General features: G+C 62.7%; 14 protein-coding genes. 10 read left to right on the top strand and 4 right to left on the bottom strand.

All coding sequences use genetic code 11. The features are described from left to right. Positions 1-4: 4 nt before the first annotated feature. From BJD99_RS09785 to BJD99_RS09770, 4 genes are all read right to left on the bottom strand, one after another. A complete protein-coding gene (locus BJD99_RS09785) occupies positions 5-655 on the bottom strand; it encodes a DUF3153 domain-containing protein (RefSeq protein ID WP_256895579.1) in 651 nt (216 codons plus the stop codon). A 97-nt stretch (positions 656-752) separates the two neighbouring features. Then, positions 753-1,619, bottom strand: coding sequence for a carotenoid biosynthesis protein (locus BJD99_RS09780; protein ID WP_084346621.1), 867 nt, complete (start codon positions 1,617-1,619; stop codon positions 753-755). Further along, positions 1,616-3,226 carry an NAD(P)/FAD-dependent oxidoreductase gene (locus BJD99_RS09775; RefSeq protein ID WP_084346620.1) on the bottom strand — a complete coding sequence of 537 codons (1,611 nt, stop codon included), beginning with the start codon at positions 3,224-3,226 and terminating at the stop codon, positions 1,616-1,618. Before BJD99_RS09775 ends, BJD99_RS09780 begins: the two co-directional genes overlap by 4 nt. Before the next feature lie 23 nt (positions 3,227-3,249). Beyond that, entirely contained in the window at positions 3,250-3,843 is a 594-nt protein-coding gene (locus BJD99_RS09770) for an N-acetyltransferase (protein WP_084346619.1), read from the bottom strand. A gap of 227 nt (positions 3,844-4,070) precedes the next feature. On the opposite strand from BJD99_RS09770, the gene BJD99_RS09765 reads away from it, so the two are divergent. The 10 genes from BJD99_RS09765 (at position 4,071) to murD (ending at position 15,935) form a co-directional block, all read left to right on the top strand. Then, a complete protein-coding gene (locus BJD99_RS09765) occupies positions 4,071-4,520 on the top strand; it encodes an SAV_6107 family HEPN domain-containing protein (RefSeq protein WP_084346618.1) in 450 nt (149 codons plus the stop codon). Positions 4,521-4,761: 241 nt separating this feature from the next. After that, the gene (locus BJD99_RS09760) at positions 4,762-5,202 is read left to right on the top strand and encodes a DUF3040 domain-containing protein (protein WP_084346617.1); all 441 of its coding nucleotides are present in this window, start codon (positions 4,762-4,764) and stop codon (positions 5,200-5,202) included. 455 nt (positions 5,203-5,657) lie between these two features. Beyond that, positions 5,658-6,089 (top strand): division/cell wall cluster transcriptional repressor MraZ, encoded by a 432-nt coding sequence (gene mraZ / locus BJD99_RS09755; RefSeq protein WP_084346616.1) that lies wholly within the window; start codon positions 5,658-5,660, stop codon positions 6,087-6,089. Between the two features lie 326 nt (positions 6,090-6,415). Continuing rightward, positions 6,416-7,378: a 16S rRNA (cytosine(1402)-N(4))-methyltransferase RsmH gene (gene rsmH / locus BJD99_RS09750; RefSeq protein ID WP_256895599.1), complete on the top strand. Its 963-nt coding sequence runs from the start codon at positions 6,416-6,418 to the stop codon at positions 7,376-7,378. Then, positions 7,375-8,103, top strand: a complete 729-nt coding sequence (locus BJD99_RS09745; protein WP_256895578.1) for a hypothetical protein — start codon at positions 7,375-7,377, stop codon at positions 8,101-8,103. The genes rsmH and BJD99_RS09745 overlap by 4 nt, the downstream gene beginning before the upstream one ends. A gap of 110 nt (positions 8,104-8,213) precedes the next feature. Beyond that, positions 8,214-10,049 (top strand): penicillin-binding protein 2, encoded by a 1,836-nt coding sequence (locus BJD99_RS09740; protein ID WP_084346770.1) that lies wholly within the window; start codon positions 8,214-8,216, stop codon positions 10,047-10,049. 188 nt (positions 10,050-10,237) lie between these two features. Then, positions 10,238-11,839: a UDP-N-acetylmuramoyl-L-alanyl-D-glutamate--2,6-diaminopimelate ligase gene (locus BJD99_RS09735; RefSeq protein WP_084346615.1), complete on the top strand. Its 1,602-nt coding sequence runs from the start codon at positions 10,238-10,240 to the stop codon at positions 11,837-11,839. Then, positions 11,836-13,365 (top strand): UDP-N-acetylmuramoyl-tripeptide--D-alanyl-D-alanine ligase, encoded by a 1,530-nt coding sequence (murF, locus tag BJD99_RS09730; protein ID WP_084346614.1) that lies wholly within the window; start codon positions 11,836-11,838, stop codon positions 13,363-13,365. Before BJD99_RS09735 ends, murF begins: the two co-directional genes overlap by 4 nt. Further along, positions 13,362-14,441, top strand: coding sequence for a phospho-N-acetylmuramoyl-pentapeptide-transferase (gene mraY, locus BJD99_RS09725; protein WP_084346613.1), 1,080 nt, complete (start codon positions 13,362-13,364; stop codon positions 14,439-14,441). Before murF ends, mraY begins: the two co-directional genes overlap by 4 nt. Before the next feature lie 6 nt (positions 14,442-14,447). Next, positions 14,448-15,935 carry a UDP-N-acetylmuramoyl-L-alanine--D-glutamate ligase gene (gene murD, locus BJD99_RS09720; protein ID WP_084346612.1) on the top strand — a complete coding sequence of 496 codons (1,488 nt, stop codon included), beginning with the start codon at positions 14,448-14,450 and terminating at the stop codon, positions 15,933-15,935. Positions 15,936-15,953: the final 18 nt, after the last annotated feature.

The following is a 15,953-nucleotide window of genomic DNA, read 5'->3' as shown; positions in this document are numbered from 1 at the left end:
TTCGCTACTTCTTCGACTCGACGAGGCGCACCGGAGGGTTTCTGGTCACCCAGGCCATGGCTCCGACGATCGCTGCGATGCCTACAGTGACGCCCCCGACGATGCCGGCCCAGCCCGCGAAACTGCGGGTGTTGGGATCGGGATAGTTGACCTCGGCCCGCATGCTCGTCACCTCGCCCGCGGGCAACTTCCAGGTGATGATGTTGTCCCCTTCACGGGTGCCGTTGGTCGTCCCGATTCGAGCGGGAAACGCGATGGTGAACTGAACATCGGTGCCCTGCTTGGGGACCGCCTGCAAATCCGCCTTGCCTTCGAGCGTCACGGTGTCGCCCGCTCGCTGCATCACCAGCTGGTAGCTCCCCGTCGCTTGATCCGACATGGAACCGAGGGTTTGAAGGTCGCCGAAGGAGAGATCGCTGAAACGTGCTTGGCTGCCGACGTATCCGTCCTGCTTGTATTCCGCGACACGGATCTTGCTCGCGAGCGAAGACGGAGGCGTGAGCACCGGGCCGGTATCGGTATCGGATGTCGGTATCGTCGCGGCCACGATCTGCCCCGACACGCGGTCGTCGGCAGAGACACCCATCGACACCTGTACCCGAAGGCAACCGGCCAACATCGGCGCTACGAACAGCGCTAATGCGAGGGCGGACATAATTCGACGGTTACGGGTACCTGCACGGAATGTCGACTGCACGTTCGACATCGTGCCAGACGTACGACGCCGTCTGCGCCAGGGAGCCGAAAGAACGTCACCGAGTCCGCGTGCGTCCTCGCGGTTCGGTGGTCGGTTTTCTCGAAGTTGCCCATCTCGACGTCGCCCATCCTGACGTCGCCCAAGTCCATGCGAGCGGAACTCCGACGACCCCCATCGCGAAAAATCCGTAGACGGCCGAGTATCGAAGTTCGGGTCCGGTCAGAAGCGCGGCGTGAGCAAGCGCCGAGCCGAGCCACGTCCAGGTGAACAGCACCAGGGGAGCGGTGTCGGAAATCGGTGTCAGCGTGGTGCGGTCAGCTTGGAACCGGCGACCCAGAGTATCGACGATCAGCGCCATGATGGCTGCCGTGACAAACCACCCCAGATAATTGCTCACGGGTATCGAGGGGATTCCGGGTAGTCCGGCGATCGGAGACGTCCAGGTCCACTGCCCATCGGTCACCATCTGTGTGTCGAGGTAGAGATCCCATCCGACCATCCCGACCGCGGTGATCACGACGCGGTGAATTCTTCGACGCGCAGGGGAGGCCGACGATCGTTGCAACACATAGGAGACCGCGCACCAGATCGGATAGAACCCGGCAGTCCACGCAAGTGGGACCACCGCGGGCACGCCCACGATGTCGGGGCCGAGTCGACCAGTTGCATATCCATAGCTTCCAAAAGGGAACCCCGTTGCGGTTCCTACTATTTCGGCGATCAGGCCGAGCCCGGCAGTAGTCGCGAACAGCATCAGAGCCCAACCGATACCGCGGGACACAGCGGCGTGTACGAGCGCACACGACGCGAGGAGGACGACGACGGCGACGGTGACGACATCGCGTCGCGACCCGGTCACGAGGGGGTACGAAATCTGGGCCATTATTGCGGCACCCGCGAGTGCCACGACGAACCTGTTCATCGTCTTCGGTTCCCGATCCAGCGGCGGAGTCTGCCGGCTCGTGCGTCGGCCAGGGCGATTCGGGCCGCACTCCGCCCGCTCGCCGCGGACACTCCGCCACCCGGGTGAGTAGAGGCACCCGTCAAATACATTCCTGGAGCTCCAGGCACTCGGTATCCGGCGAGCTGGGGGACCGGTCGCCACATCATCATCTGATCGAGTGACATCTCGACGTGCATGATGTTTCCCCCGATCAAACCGAGCTCCCTTTCGATATCGACGGGTGACTGGACATGTCGGTCGAGCACGGACGCACTGAAGCCCGGTGCGTAGGACTCGAGTTCGGCGACAATTCTGTCCGCCTCGAGCTCGGCGAGATCGTCGGCACGTACCTGGTCCGATTCTCGCCACTGGCGTCCTCCGGACAGGGTGTGGGGCTGCCACTGTGACCACAGCGAAATCTGATGTTGACCTGCGGGTGCAACGGTGGGATCGATCGCGGTGAACGACATGCCGAGTACCGCAGGCCTCGGTGGGAGTTCACCTGCAGACGCAGACCCATGGGCCAGACGCAGATGTGCACGGTCGCGAACCAACATCTGTAGACCCGTTGTCGCGTCGGACTCGGCCGCCGCGCTCGAATACTGTGGCAGCGAGTCGGTGGCGAGACGGACTGCCATCCCGATACCGGGGCCGACCCGAATGTGTCGGCGCCAGGCTTCGATCGCCCGAGGATCATGGCCGCCTGCCGCAAGAAGATCGAGAGTCGTCAGAATGTGACAGCCTGCGATGACCATTCGGCTACGGATCGATCGTCCAGAAGATGTCGTGGTCGTCCACTGCCCATCTCTCGGCGACACTGCCTCGACCGCGTCGCCGAGGGAAACCGACCCGCCCGTCGCCGTCAGCCGAGCAACGAGGGCCTCGGTGAGTGCGCCACTTCCACCGATCGCACGCCCGGGCGGAAGTGTGTGCATCAAGGCCGCGAAGCCGACCATGGGGGCAGTGCCGGGCTCGGACATAGGTGGTCCAGATTGCGCCCCGAACCACGCCAGCGCAGCTTTCAGGCGCTCACTGGTGAACAACGCATCGAGCAGAGCGTCACCGGTCGTGAGAAATTCTCGAGACAATGCGCTTCCACCGTCGGGGGCGTCGAGACCCCAGAAGGAGCGAAGCAACCCTGGGCCGGTGGGTGGGGAGGAGAACGCCCGCATGGTCCTCGCGCTTCGTGGTCCCCACACTGCAACGAACTGCCGATAGGCGATCGCGTCGGCGGTCCCGCAGGACCGAGCGATCGACTCGCATGTTCGGTCGAGGTCGCGATGGAAGACCAACGCTTCCTCATTGGAGTTCGGGGCTCCTGGAGCGAAAGCCCACGGATCGCACTCGGCGTAGCGCAGGCCGTAACTGCCGAGATCGAGTTCTTCGATTACTCCGGTATGACGCACCATGATGTGCGCAGACGACCCGCGGTCCACACGGTGTCCTGGGAATCGCTCCACGGACGACACCGCGCCGCCGGCGATCGTGTCTCGTTCGAGCACCTCGACGGACAGCCCAGCTGCAGCGAGATAGCAAGCCGAGGTCAAAGCATTATGGCCGGAGCCGACTACCACAGCGTCGATCACCGGTCCAGGCTATAGGTCGTCCTTCATTCGAACGGCAGTGCGTGACCGAGTACGGCGAACGGCCGTCGATCGCCAGAGAACGTGAAGTCGCGCAGCACATCCTCGAATCCGAGTCGCCGGTACAACTTCCAGGCGCGGTTGTCCTCTTGCTCGACCTCGGGGGTGGACAGCAGCACACTCTTTTCGGGTCGATTCTGGAGCAGCCTGCGAGTGAGTGCGCCGCCGAGCCCGTGGCCTTGAGCACTCGGTGTGACGTGCAGCTCCGTCAATTCGAAATAGTCGTCGAGTACTCCGTCGATGTATTCGCCGGTGTGCCCGGATCTGCGCAGCCCGTCGCGCACCTGCTGATGCCACCAATGATTCCGGGCACCGTGATAGCCGTACGCCACGGCGACCAAGGGCGCGTCGGGGGTGGGGAGGACTGCTCCGACTCCCCGCCAGCCTGGCCGCGACAGATGCTCGATCCACATGGGAGCGCGGTGATACTCGGTGCCCTGGGGGTAGCCCATGGCCGCTACGTAAATGGCCAGGGCTTCGGGGAGGCGGCGACGGATTTCCTGAGGGGAAAGGTCGACGAGATATGGGGTCGTTTCCGCATCGGTAGCGACTGTTCTCAACCTTTCCTTGACTACTTGTCGGTGGGCGCAGTTATATTGAATATGTCGAACGAATGTTCGATGTCGGCGATCCGGCGAAGAGCTCGAGGGAAGCGAGACTCGCCGGGTTCCGACCTTAGAGCTTCATCGTTGTCCGGGCGTGTCGGTAGTACCTAATCCGTGCCACCGAATCCGAGGTACCAGATCGGACGACCGCGTGAGGCGAATCGAACGGGAGGTGTTCGAGTATGGCTACCAAAGTTCTCCGTGTTGACGTACGGCCGCCGGTATCGCCTCGCGCGAGAGCGTTGCTCGGCCGAGCGGACGCTCTGCTGTCTGCATCGGTCGGCGCCGCGGACGCCGCTGAGATGTTTCTCGAGTGCTACATGGCGGCTCTGCGCGGCGCGGCAGCGGTTCTGGAGGCGACCCCGATCGCCGCGACGCGAGCGCGCTCGCGAAGTGCCTGGGTCTTGATGGCCAAGGCGGCGCCTGTGCTCGATTCCTGGGCCGAGTACTTCGCTGGCTTCTCGGCGACCAGAGCCGCGGTCCAGGCGGGCTTGTGCCGGTCGATCGACGAGAACGACACCGACGAGTTCTACCGCGAAGTAGGTCGATTTCTTCAGGTAGTGGAGGAGTACATCGGAGCCGATTCGCGACTCGACAGACAGGAAGTCCGTCCGCACTCGATGTCTGCTTGAGCGCGGTGTTCTTCGCTGGTCGATATCTGGCGCCTGCCGCAGCTACTGCAGATCAGCGACTTCCAAGCGTCGATTGTGGCGTTGGGCTGGGGAACTTCGAACATTCTCAGGAACACATATCGCGAGTAGGTGGTAAGCAGGCGATTCTGCTCGTATTATCGACAGTAGGTAGCCGCCAAGGTCAGCTTCCCGTCGTTTCGGACCCGAAATGACTTTCAATTTCTGTTCAGGGGGAGGTACCGTGCCACTCTCCGAGCACGAGCAGCGCATGCTCGATCAAATCGAGAGCGCTCTCTACGCCGAGGATCCCAAATTCGCCTCGCACGTACGAAGCGGACGCATGCGTACGGCATCGAGCAAACGCCGTTTTCAAGCGGCCGCATTGTTCGCGTTGGGGCTTGTTCTTCTGATCGCCGGGGTGGCACTGCCATTCAAGCCCGGCGGTTTTCCTGTGATAAGCCTCGTCGGCTTCGTCCTGATGTTCGGGGCAGGCGTGCTGTTTCTTCTCGGCGGATCACGCAAAGCTGCAACGCCGTCCGACGGCGACGCATCGAGTGTGAGCGGATCCAATTCCGGGTCCGGTCCGAGGAGCTCGGGGCAGAAGTCCAAGCCTGCCCGTAAAGGCGGAGGCTTCGCGTCGCGCATGGAAGATCGGTTCCGGCGGCGGTTCGAGCAGGAGTGAACACTGCGCGCGCGATCGCAGTCTGACGGACTCGATCGTCGCCCGCAGCGGTTGACGACACAGAACGCGCGGCACTAGAACGCGCGATGCTGAAGAACGCGAAAGCGGTGTTCCATCGAGAGATGGGGCGCCGCTTTTTTGCTGTCCACATCTCTTTCGCCCCGCGTGGCCGAGGCCGACCCGATGAATCCCCACTTGGACCCACCGCCGCTCGCTCGGCGATCTGTAGTGCGCGGGATGTGGATCCGAACTGCGGTTTCGGCGTCTCTGCTCACTTAGAAGAGCCCGGGATCCGAGCCAGGCGCGCCGATGACATAAATCCTCCCCACAGCCCTCCATTGCTTTGAGCTGCGCTTTTGTGCAGAAGATTACAAATCAATCCTCGTCAGGGATTGATAGTGGGGGGAAGTGGGGTAAAGTGGTGGACAGCGAAGGGTTGAGGTAGGAGGTGTCGAGTGTTCCTCGGTACCTACACGCCAAAGCTCGACGACAAGGGTCGGTTGACGTTGCCGGCGAAGTTCCGCGAAGCGCTTTCTGGAGGTGTGATGGTGAGCAAAGGGCAGGATCACAGCCTCGCTGTCTACACCCCGGAGGAGTTCGCCGACCGGGTTCGCAAGCTCACCGAAGCCTCGCGGTCGAATCCCGTCGCACGTGCGTACATCAGGCAGTTGGGTGCCGGCACCGACGAGCAGCAACTCGACGGGCAGGGGCGGATCATGATCAGCGCCGACCATCGGCGCTACGCGAATCTTGGGCGCGAAGTCGTCGTCAACGGTTCCATCGAGTTCATCGAGATCTGGAACAAAGATTCCTGGACTCGTTACTCGGAGGAAAGCGAGCAGAGCTTCTCCGACGCCTTCGACGAATCCCTCGGAGGGGTTATGTAGCGCCACCAAGTCACCGCCGAGTGCCGCGAGGCCTCTGCCCGATCAGAACCCTGACGTTCTTCCCCAACGCCAGGTTTCACAGATCAGGAACCTGACGTTCTTCCCCAACGCCAGGATCCCTATCGGACAGGGACCTCGAAGCATTCGGCACAGTTCATCTCTTCGATCCGCTCGCCGAGCACAAGGTGCGCCAAGCAAGACCGGGAGGAATCATTGTGGAAGGCGAGTCTCAGCCGCCCGCCCCGGACAACCCTCCTGGCGGCCCTGGAAATACTGCAGGACCGTCGCAGGGATCCAATGCATCGAATACCCCTCGTGCCAAGCATATTCCGGTTCGGTTAGGCCGAGCCGACGAACTGCTGGGTCCAGCGTTGACCGCAGTGGGCCCCGGTGGAGAAGGCAGCGTCATGATCGACGCCACCCTCGGACTCGGAGGCCACTCCGAACACTTTTTGCGCACCTATCCCGGTGTCCGTCTGATCGGTCTCGATCGGGATCCGGCCGCTCTCGAACTCGCGAGTCGGCGCCTATCGGAATTCTCCGACAGGACAACGTTCGTACATACGACGTACGACGGAATCGGTGCCGCGCTCGAAGAGGCAGGCCTTCCCGAGTACGAGTCGGTACATGCCATTCTCTTCGACCTTGGTGTTTCTTCCATGCAGTTGGACGAGGCCGATCGTGGATTCGCCTATTCGATAGACGCACCTCTAGACATGCGGATGGACTCGACGGTGGGAATTACGGCCGCGGACATCCTCAATACCTACAGTCATGGCGATATCGCGCGGGTGCTCAGTACCTATGGTGAAGAGCGGTTCGCGGGTCGTATCGCATCGGCGATCCTTCGTCGTCGGGCGATCACACCCTTCACCACGAGCGGTGCCCTGGTGGAACTTCTCTACGAGTCGATTCCGGCAGCTACGCGCCGCACGGGCGGGCATCCGGCCAAACGCACCTTTCAAGCTCTGCGCATCGAGGTGAACGGTGAGCTCGATTCGCTGGAGAAGGCAGTGCCTGCCGGTCTGGATGCTCTCTCGATCGGCGGACGAGTGGTGTTCATGTCCTACCAGTCGCTCGAGGATCGAGTAGTGAAGAAGGAGCTTGCTCCTCGGGTCAAATCTCGTAGCCCAGAGGGTCTTCCTGTTGAGCTCCCAGGGATGGGTCCTGAGTTCGCACTGCTCACCCGAGGTGCCGAACGCGCCTCGGAAGAAGAAATCGATGACAACCCGCGTTCGGCGCCTGTGCGCCTACGTGCAGCCGAGCGCATCGCAAGGAGAGCGGCATGACAATCACCGCGGGTTCGGCAGGAACTCGGCGTACGCGTCGAACACGAGCGACCTCGACGGAGACTGGTGCTGCACGCTCCGGTGCTGCACTGCGTGCCTACGAGCGTCGTCAGCAGCGAGCCACGGTGCACTCCGGGGACGCAACGACTACCAGTCACGGCGCTGCTCGCTCATCTCTGTCCGGGGCGTCGATGACGGCCCGGATTCCGTTCGTCGCTCTGATCATCGGACTGTTGTCGCTCGGGCTCGGTCTGACGCTGCTTCTGACGACTCGGTCGGCGGGGGATTCCTATGACCTTTCCGACGCCAAGGCGTACAACGAGGGACTCGTTCAGGAACGTGCCTCGCTTCAACGCGACGTCGAATTGGCTGACTCTGCACCAGAACTCGCGAGGCGTGCCGCTGAGATGGGGATGGTACCCGCGGGGAATGTTGCACGTCTCGTCGTGGCGCCCGATGGTTCCGTGCAGGTTATCGGGACTCCGGCTCCAGCGGAAGGCAAGCCGGTAGCGCCCCTTGATCCGCCGGATTCGCAGAGTGTTTCGCCTACACAGTCGCCCCCCTCGGTCACTCCGCGTTCGGCTTCTTCTCCCACACGTCCAACACCCGCCACGCCGAACACATCCATTGACGCTCGTGCCGGCGCTCTCGGTGAACAATTGGTTCCCATGAGTACCCAGTCGGAAAGTCCGTCGCCGGATAACGCGTCGGGTAGCCGGCAGTGACACGGCCGACCACCGGAACAGCTGGACGTCCACGGTCGACACGTCGAGCACCGGGGGTCGGCGCACGAGACGGCGCCAGGAGGCCCGCGACTCGATCCTCAGGATCGTCGCTGCCGCCTCGACACCCTCGCCGCGGACGGTTCGACGCGTCGTCCTTCGGTTTTCGGAGCGGGTTCGGTCGAGTTCTGATGTTCGGTGTGCTCGCACTCGTTGCGCTGCAGCTGTTGTGGATCATGGGGGTCGATGGGAGTCGGTTGTCGGCTGAGGCGGCTTCGCAACGCACGACGACGCTTGTCGATCCTGCGACCCGAGGCGCAATCACTGATCGCAACGGGAAGCCGATCGCGTTCACGATGGAGGCCAAAGCTCTGACGTTCCAGCCGGTTCGTGTTCGGAAGGAATTGGACGAGGCGCGAGCGAAGGATCCGACCAAGCCCGGAACCGACGATCGTCTGAAGGCCATTGCTGCCGGACTTCACGATGAACTCGGTGACATTGCGAGCGAGAAGGACATCCTCGCGAAGCTGAAGAGCAACGACACATTCACTTACCTCTTGCGTGGAGTCGATTCGACGGTCGCAACCAAGATCAGCAAGGAATTCGAAGAAGTAGGACTGGAAAGACAGGACATCCGCGAATACCCGGGTGGATCGCTCGCCGCGAACATGGTGGGGGCAACGGGTTACGACGGACACGGTCTGCTGGGGCTGGAAGATTCGCTCGATTCCACTCTCGCAGGAACCGACGGATCTCAAACGTACGACCGCGGGTCCGACGGCGCGGTCATTCCTGGTAGCTGGCGTGACAAGCAACCCGCCGTCAACGGCTCGAGCGTCGAGTTGACGATCGACGCCGATCTTCAGTACTACGTGCAGCAGCAGGTGCAGTTGGCGAAGGATCTGTCCGGTGCGAAGGATGCTTCCGCTTTTGTGCAGGATGTGCGCACCGGTGAGGTTCTCGCCATGTCGAACGACAACACCTTCAACCCAGGTATCGGGGTCGGCAACAACGACAAGAACAAGCAGATGGGCAATCTCCCGGTCACGACCCCCTTCGAGCCCGGTTCGGTGAACAAGATCATCACTGCGGCAGCTGCGATCGAATATGGTCTGACAACGCCGGATGAGGTTCTGCAAGTACCTGGAAATATCTTCATGTCCGGCGTCTCGGTCAAGGATGCGTGGGAGCACGGCGTGGCTCCGTACACGACGACGGGAGTGTTCGGGAAGTCTTCCAATGTCGGGACTTTGATTCTTGCGCAGCGTGTCGGTGAAGATCGATACGCGGACATGTTGTCCCGCTTCGGTCTGGGGCAACGTAGCAATGTCGGTCTACCGTACGAAAGTGCTGGCAGCGTCCCGAGCCGTGACCAATGGTCGGGCGGCACATTTGCCAACCTTCCTATCGGACAGGGTTTGTCCATGACACTGCTCCAGATGACGGCCATGTATCAGGCCATCGCCAATGACGGGGTGCGGATCCCACCACGAATCGTTCGTTCGACGACGGGTCCGAGCGGAGATACGGCCGAGACCGAGCAGCCAGAGGGCGTGTACGTCGTCAGTCCGCAGACGGCCTCGACCGTCCGTGACATGTTTCGCTCCGTCACACAGGACGATACCGGTAATCAACGGGGAACCGGGGTCGCGGCCGGTGTGCCCGGCTACCAGATCAGCGGCAAGACCGGTACGGCGCAGCAGGTCGACCCAGAGTGCAAGTGCTACTCGAACTCGAACTACTGGATCACGTTCGCGGGGATCGCGCCCGCCGACGATCCGCGGTACGTGATCGGAATCATGCTCGACGCACCGTCCCGGAGTGCGGACGGATCCGGTGGTCAGTCCGCCGCGCCGCTTTTCCACAACATCGCTAGCTGGATGCTTCAGCGAGACAGTGTGCCACTGTCGGCCGATCCCGGACGCAAACTGGTTCTGCAGGCCGACTGACATGATTACCTTCTGCTCTGTGATCGCGATCGACGAATCGGACCAACTCCCGATTCGGGTCCGGGTGCACTCGCCGGTAACCTGACTCGTCGGCCTCTTCCGCACATTCGGGGTTTTGGATATCCGTGTCGACGACCGCGCCCCCGGCGGACCCGAGACATCCTCGCAGCCGGGCAGAAAGGAGCACAGTGACTGTGCCAGAAGTGCCGCAGCCTGCTCCGACGGCGTTTCGCCCGTCGAAGCCGCCCCACACGTCGGTCGAAGACCTTGCCGACGTGTCGAACGCGGTGGTCGTAGACGATGAGGTGGCGCAGCGAAATGCTGTCACCGGCATCGACCTGCGTGCACAGGGCATCGAGCGCGGCGACCTTTTCGCAGCGCTCCCTGGATCGTCCGTACATGGTGCGACGTTCGTCGAGGATGCGCTGGATCGGGGTGCGGTCGCGATCCTCACCGATTCCGAGGGCATGGACATCGTCCGTGGCAAGTATCCGCAGTTGCCGGTGCCGGTTTTGCTGCACGAGAGCCCGAGGATGATTCTCGGCACCGTCTCGGCACTCGTCTACGGCAATCCTTCCGAGAACATGACCGTCATCGGCATTACCGGCACGTCCGGAAAGACGACGACGGCATATCTCCTCGAGGCAGCCTTGGTCGCTGCAGGCAGGGTGACGGGGTTGATCGGGACCATCGAGACGAAAATCGCTGGTTCCCGAGTCCCGAGTGCCCTCACCACTCCTGAAGCGCCTCAATTGCACGCATTGTTTGCGGTGATGCTCGAGCGCGGCATCGATACGGTCGTCATGGAGGTGTCCAGTCATGCTTTGGCGCTGGGCCGCGTCGACGGCACGGTGTTCTCGGTCGGCGCCTTCACCAACCTGTCACAAGATCATCTGGACTTCCACGGTTCCCTCGAGGACTACTTCCAGGCGAAGAGTCGACTGTTCACCGCGGAGTCGCGGGTCCGAAGCCGCTCGGCCGTCGTGTGTATCGACGACGATTGGGGAAAGCGAATGGCCGACATCGCTCGTGCGGCCGGAACGAGCGTCGTGACTGCCTCGGTCGCTGCGCACTCCGATTGGACGATCGCAGACTGGTCGAAGGAAGCCAACGGCACGCAGACCTTTTCGATCGTAGAAGCGGGCGGCGCAAGCTACCCGGCCGAGATTCGGCTACCCGGCCGATACAACGTTGCCAATGCGGTACTCGCTGCTGCAGCTTGTTCGGCGGCAGGGGTAGATGTCCGTCGCGCAATCCGCGGTATGGCCGAGGTCGACGTCCCCGGCCGGGTGCAGCGCATCGTTCGCGGCCAGGACTTTCTTGCCGTGGTCGATTACGCACACAAGCCTGCCGCAGTGGAAGCAGTCATCGAGACACTGCGAGAACAGACCGCGGGACGGATTGCGGTGGTCCTCGGTGCAGGCGGTGACCGAGACAAAGCGAAGCGTCCGTTGATGGGTGCCGCCGGAGCGCGCGGGGCGGACCTGCTGGTGATCACTGACGACAATCCCCGCTCGGAGGATCCATCGGCGATCCGAGACGCGATGTACGAGGGGGCGTTGGCCGTCGACCCGCAGGCGCGCAGTGAGGTCCGAAATGTGGCCGGCCGAGAATCTGCCATCACCGAGGCTGTGAAATGGGCCAGTGCGGGCGATGTCGTTCTGGTCGCGGGAAAAGGCCACGAAACCGGACAGGACATCGCGGGTGTGAAGTATCCATTCGATGATCGGGTGGTTCTTGCGGCCGCCATCGACAGCAGGATCGACGCAGAAGCAGGAGATCCATCGTGAAAGCGTTGACACTCGCCCAGATCGCGAACATCGTCGGCGGAACCCTGCACGACGTGCCCGACCCGTCACGGATCGTCGACGGGTCGGTCGAGTTCGATTCCCGCAAGGTGACCCCGGGAGGTCTGTTCTTGGCGTTGCCGGGAGCAAAGGTCGATGGACACGACCACGCAGCCGCAGCAGTGACCGCTGGTGCCGTGGCCGTCCTTGCTGCCCGTCCCGTCGGGGTGCCGGCAATCGTCGTCGAACCCGTTCCGCACGACGGTCGAGCCATGGCTCTCGAGCACGATCGTGATGGATCGGGAGCCGCGGTTCTCGGGGCGTTGGCTGCATTGGCTCGTGCCTCTGTTGTCGACTTGGCGAATACGACGTCACTGACGGTCGTCGGCGTGACCGGATCCTCGGGAAAGACATCGACGAAGGATCTACTGGCCTCGGTACTGGCGCCGCTGGGTTCCGTTGTTGCGCCGCCCGGGTCGTTCAACAACGAACTGGGCCATCCCTGGACGGCCCTTCGGGCTGACGAAACCACGAAGTTCTTGGTTCTCGAGTTGTCGGCGCGAGGTGTGGGGCACGTGGCCGCTTTGGCCTCGATCGCGCCTCCGCGAATCGGCGTCGTCTTGAACGTCGGAACGGCCCATCTAGGGGAGTTCGGATCGAGAGAGAAGATCGCGCTTGCCAAGGGTGAATTGATCGAAGCGCTTCCGAATGCCGCGAACGGCGGGGTAGCGATTCTCAACGCCGACGATCCGCTGGTGTTGTCGATGAGGTCACGGACGTCGGCTCGGGTGGTCACGGTCGGGCATTCGGTGGAAGCCGATGTTCGAGCAACGGACGTCAAGCTCGACGCCGACGCGCGTGCGAACTTCACTCTTGTCACCTCTGCCGGGAGCATCGGCATCGCTCTCGCCGTCCATGGTGAACATCAGGTAGGCAACGCGCTGGCCGCGGCTGCTGTGGCCCTCGAATGCGGGGCGAGCCTCGAGATGATCGCGATCGCGCTTGCCGGTTCCAATGCAACCTCGGTTCGTCGGATGGATGTTCGTACCCGTCCCGACGGGGTGACCGTTGTCAACGATTCGTACAACGCCAATCCAGATTCGATGCGTGCTGCGCTCAAAGCACTGGTGTCGATGTCGCGCTCGGGCAGTGGGCCGCGTCGGCGGACGTGGGCCGTATTGGGTGAAATGGGTGAACTGGGTCCAGAATCAGTCATCGAGCACGACGCGATCGGAAGGCTGGCTGTGCGACTCGATGTGAGTCGTCTGGTGATCGTCGACTCCGGTCGTCCGACACGAGCGCTCCACCAGGGCGCGGTGATGGAGGGGTCGTGGGGCGAGGAGTCGATGCTCGTGTCCGACGATGCAGAGGCAATCGCGGTTTTGCGACGCGAGGTGCTGCCCGGTGACATCGTCCTGGTGAAGGCTTCGCAGTCGGTCGCGTTGTGGTCGGTGGCCGACGCGTTGCTGGAAGCGCGTGAAGAGGCAGATGGAGAGAACGAGACGATGACACCGGAGGAATCGCAGTGAGACAGATCCTCTTCGCGGGAGGTATTGCACTCGCTGTGGCGATCCTGCTCACGCCTGTGCTGATCAAGGCGTTTTCGAAGCAAGGATTCGGGCAGGAGATTCGGGTCGAGGGGCCTGCAAGCCACCAGTCCAAGCGCGGGACTCCCACCATGGGCGGTGTTGCGATCCTCGCCGGGCTGTGGGCCGGCTACTGGGGTTCGCATCTCATCGGTATCGGTTACGAAGCGGACGGGCCATCGGCTTCGGCCCTTCTGGTGCTGGGGTTGACCACGGTGCTTGGCCTGGTGGGTTTCCTCGACGACTTCATCAAGATTCGTAAGCAGAGAAATCTTGGCCTGAACAAGACCGCCAAGCTGGTGGGGCAGCTTTTCGCTGCGGTAATTTTCGGCGTCCTTGCCCTGCAGTTCCGAGGGCCGAACGGGCTCACCCCCGGCAGTACCCAACTGTCCTACGTCCGCGATATCGCCACGGTCAGCATGGGTTCGATCGTGTTCATCGTGTGGTGCTACTTCTTGGTGACTGCCTGGTCCAATGCGGTCAATCTGACCGACGGCCTCGACGGTCTGGCCGCGGGTTCGATGACGCTGGTGCTCGGTGCTTATACGGTCATCACCTTCTGGCAGTACCGCCAGGCGTGTTCGACGAACCCGGGGCCCGGTTGCTACGACGTTCGCGATCCGCTCGACCTTGCGCTGATCTGCGCGGCGGCGGCAGGTGCGTGTATCGGATTCCTGTGGTGGAATGCCGCGCCCGCAAAGATATTCATGGGCGACACCGGCTCCTTGGCGCTGGGTGGTCTGCTTGCCGGATTGTCGATCGTGACGAGAACCGAGCTGATCATGGTCGTGATTGCTGCACTGTTCGTTGCCGAGGCCGCGTCGGTCGTGATCCAGGTTGCGGTCTTCCGCTCCAGTCGACGACGAGTATTCCGAATGGCCCCGTTCCATCATCACTTCGAGCTCGCCGGGTGGGCGGAAACCACGGTAATCATCAGATTCTGGCTTCTGGCCGCCATCGCATCGGCCGTCGGGCTGGCGCTGTTCTACAGCGAGTATCTCGCTGCAATCGGAGGGTAGATACACGTGTCCGAGACTGCCGACGCAACCGGATACGACGAAGATCTGACGTGGCTTCGGGGACGGACCGTCCTTGTCGCAGGGGCTCGCGTGTCCGGCTTGGCGACGGTACAGCCGCTGCTCGACTTGGGAGCGGAGGTTCTGGTCACCGACTCGGATCCGGGTGCGCTGGACAACGCCCGCGCACTCGGGGCGGGCGTGGTGTTGCAGGACGAGTTACTCGCTGACACCGATCGAATCGGTGCAATCGCCCTGGTGGTGACGAGTCCTGGATTACGAGCTGGTTCACCGGTGTTGGCGGCGGCCGCGAACCACGGTGTTGCCATCTGGGGCGACGTCGAGTTGTCGTGGCGGATCGATCGTGCCGGCATCTACGGCCCGCCGACGAGATGGCTGGTCGTCACCGGTACCAACGGCAAAACCACGACCACCTCGATGCTGGCGTCGATATTGAAGTCCGCAGGGATCGACAGCGTCGCGTGCGGGAACATCGGTCTGCCGATACTCGATGCCCTTCGACTCTCGCCGCACCCGGAGGTATTGGCCGTCGAACTGTCGTCTTTCCAGTTGTTCTGGGCGCCCTCGGTGCGTCCCGCCGCGGGTGCTGTGCTCAATATCGCGGAAGACCATCTCGATTGGCACGGGGGTATGGATGGTTACGTCGAGTCCAAGGCTCGGGCGCTGAACGGTGATATCGCTGTGATCGGTCTCGACGACGCCCGCGCAGCCGCGCTCTCGGCGACATCGACGGCGGACCGCGTGATCGGATTCCGCTTGTCCGAGCCCGCGGCCGGCGACTTCGGCATCATCGGTGATCATCTGGTGGACAACGCGTTCGCCGATCGCGAGCAGATCGTGCCGGTGACGGCGGTGGTGCCCGCCGGTCCCGCCGGGTGGATGAACGCGCTTGCGGCCTCTGCTCTGGCTCGCGCGATCGGCGTCGATGCTGGCCATGTGGCCGAAGGCATCCGGACCTATCAGGTCGGGCCCCATCGAGGCGCCGTGGTTCGCACGACGAACGACGTGACGTTCGTGGACGACTCGAAGGCCACGAACCCGCATGCTGCGCGGTCTTCGCTCCTCGCATATCCCCGCGTCGTATGGATCGCAGGGGGACTGTTGAAGGGCGCTGCCATCGACGAACTCGTCGTCGAAATTGCTCCGCGTCTCGTCGCCGTACTTGTCATCGGCCGCGATGGGACGCAGATCGCAGAGGCAGTGGCGCGACACGCACCGGATGTTCCCGTTGTGCGGTATCCGGCGGGAGACGATGCTGATGTGACTCATGTTGCTGAAGATGCTGACGTAGTGATGCGGGCGGTCGTCCAAGAGTCAGCACGCCGAGCGCGGCCCGGCGACACCGTGTTGCTCGCCCCGGCCGCGGCGTCCCTGGACATGTTCGTCGACTATGGGCATCGCGGTCGCAGCTTCGCAGAGGCCGTAGTCGATCTCGACTCCGCGGATATCGGCCACGCCATCGGGCCGGTAACGTGAGTACCGCATCCGGTCGAT

Origin of the sequence: Rhodococcus sp. 1163, from assembly GCF_002091985.1 — a bacterium.
Classification (GTDB): domain Bacteria; phylum Actinomycetota; class Actinomycetes; order Mycobacteriales; family Mycobacteriaceae; genus Rhodococcoides.
Note: the sequence above shows the minus strand (reverse complement) of the source record. Positions and strands in the feature narration are given on the sequence as shown.

Coding starts and splice junctions, on each gene's coding strand:
- BJD99_RS09785 (WP_256895579.1), bottom strand. CDS start 655: ATGTCCGCCCTCGCATTAGCGCTGTTCGTAGCGCCGATGTTGGCCGGT.
- BJD99_RS09780 (WP_084346621.1), bottom strand. CDS start 1,619: ATGAACAGGTTCGTCGTGGCACTCGCGGGTGCCGCAATAATGGCCCAG.
- BJD99_RS09765 (WP_084346618.1), top strand. CDS start 4,071: ATGGCTACCAAAGTTCTCCGTGTTGACGTACGGCCGCCGGTATCGCCT.
- BJD99_RS09745 (WP_256895578.1), top strand. CDS start 7,375: ATGACAATCACCGCGGGTTCGGCAGGAACTCGGCGTACGCGTCGAACA.